This is a genomic window from Achromobacter sp. 01N37 (genome assembly GCF_056399725.1).
Genome location: NZ_JBFTRX010000050.1, coordinates 1 through 1,224, shown reverse-complemented (window position 1 = coordinate 1,224; position 1,224 = coordinate 1). Strand labels below are relative to the sequence as shown.

The 1,224-nt window shown below is 55.4% G+C and carries 2 tRNA genes and 2 rRNA genes; all 4 read right to left on the bottom strand.

The window, feature by feature from the left end:
- Nucleotides 1-74: transfer RNA gene (locus AC1DSJ_RS30185), tRNA-Gly, on the bottom strand.
- A gap of 59 nt (nucleotides 75-133) precedes the next feature.
- Nucleotides 134-219: transfer RNA gene (locus AC1DSJ_RS30180), tRNA-Tyr, on the bottom strand.
- A 343-nt stretch (nucleotides 220-562) separates the two neighbouring features.
- Nucleotides 563-675, bottom strand: a 5S ribosomal RNA gene (gene rrf, locus AC1DSJ_RS30175).
- Nucleotides 676-803: 128 nt separating this feature from the next.
- Nucleotides 804-1,224: ribosomal RNA gene (locus tag AC1DSJ_RS30170) — 23S ribosomal RNA — on the bottom strand; the annotation flags it as partial.

Genomic DNA, 1,224 nt, shown 5'->3' with positions numbered 1-1,224 from the left:
TGGAGCGGGTGAAGGGAATCGAACCCTCGTCGTAAGCTTGGAAGGCTTCTGCTCTACCATTGAGCTACACCCGCCGGGTTACCACGCTTTCTGCTTCACCCACACCTGCCGGGCACTACTACTTTGCAATTCTTGGTGGAGAGGGTTGGATTCGAACCAACGTAGGCGTAAGCCAACAGATTTACAGTCTGCCCCCTTTAGCCACTCGGGCACCTCTCCGCAGAGAACTTAAGATTATGGTGTAACTCTCCTTGGCTGTCAAGCACTTTCCGTACTATGCAAAGTCCGGAAGGACAGCCCATTTGGAGATGACGTCGATGCCTGCACTGGCCATCTTCGGTCACACCATCAATCTCCGGTGTTCGATAAAGAATGAACACCTTCACCCTATAGGGGCTCGCCGGAGCCGCCAGGAAGGCCCCAGACGGCCTTCCTGGAGCGCCTGGGACCTACAAGCAGCTGCCGACCCAAACAGCGCGACAGCGGCGTTTTAATCAATATTAATCGCCGCCGCAAAAGCAAAACCCCCCAGTACTTTCGTACTGGGGGGTTTCAAGGGAGAGCCTGGCGATTACCTACTTTCACACGGGTATCCGCACTATCATCGGCGTGGAGTCGTTTCACGGTCCTGTTCGGGATGGGAAGGGGTGGTTCCAACTCGCTATGGTCACCAGGCATAAACGGTGGCCGCGTTGAGCMATGTTCAACGCAGCGAATAGGGATGTAGTAGRGGTTGTGCGTATCGGCCAAGCTGCCTAGCAGCGGCACGCGACACTCACACCAGGTAGAAACACACTGGTTATAGGATCAAGCCTYACGRGCAATTAGTAYYGGTTAGCTTAACGCATTACTGCGCTTCCACACCCRRCCTATCAACGTCCTGGTCTCGAACGACYCTTYARGGRGMTCAAGGCTCCAGGGAWWCCTMATCTTCAGRCGAGTTTCCCGCTTAGATGCYTTCAGCGGTTATCTCTTCCGTACWTAGCTACCCKGCRATGCCWYTGGCRWGACAACMGGTACACCAGMGGTACGTCCACTCCGGTCCTCTCGTACTAGGAGCAGSCYCCGTCAAGWWTCCAACGCCCACGGCAGATAGGGACCAAACTGTCTCACGACGTTTTAAACCCAGCTCACGTACCTCTTTAAATGGCGAACAGCCATACCCTTGGGACCGGCTACAGCCCCAGGATGAGATGAGCCGACATCGAGGTGCCAAACACCGCC